Here is a 568-nt window from a genome sequence, read left to right as displayed (position 1 = left end):
GGCGACCATCGCCTTCGACGCGTCCGCATCCAGACAGCGCACCGGATCCGCGTCCAGCTTCTCCACATCGGCCGGAGTCGGCAGCACACCGTAGGGAGCCCTGGCCGCGGCCAGCTCCACCACATGCGACACGATCTCGATGCCGGCCGTCTCCTTCAGGTACGAACGCGCCACCGCACCGAGCGCCACCCGGGCCGCGGTCTCCCGGGCACTGGCACGCTCCAGAACCGGCCGGGCCTCGTCGAAGCCGTACTTCTGCATCCCCGCCAGATCGGCATGTCCCGGGCGCGGGCGCGTCAGCGGAGCATTACGGGCCAGCTCCGCCAGGATCTCGGGGTCGACCGGGTCGGCCGACATGACCTGCTCCCACTTGGGCCACTCGGTGTTGCCCACCATGATCGCAATGGGCGAACCCATCGACAGACCGTGCCGCACACCACCCAGGAACGTCACCTCGTCCCGCTCGAACTTCATCCGCGCGCCGCGCCCATAACCGAGCCGCCGCCGGGCCAGGTGATCCGCCACCAGGTCCGTAGTGATCGGCACGCCGGCGGGAAGGCCCTCCAGC

At 70.2% G+C, this 568-nt stretch carries 1 protein-coding gene; it reads right to left on the bottom strand.

The genetic code is table 11. The annotated features are described in order from the left end of the window. The coding region (locus tag IE267_RS39335) for a chorismate synthase (protein ID WP_229861691.1) at positions 1-567 on the bottom strand (567 nt) is incomplete at its 3' end. Between the last annotated feature and the right edge of the window lies 1 nt (position 568).

It is taken from the genome of Streptomyces xanthochromogenes, assembly GCF_014650455.1.
In the GTDB taxonomy this organism is placed as follows: domain Bacteria; phylum Actinomycetota; class Actinomycetes; order Streptomycetales; family Streptomycetaceae; genus Streptomyces; species Streptomyces xanthochromogenes.
Note: the sequence above shows the minus strand (reverse complement) of the source record. Positions and strands in the feature narration are given on the sequence as shown.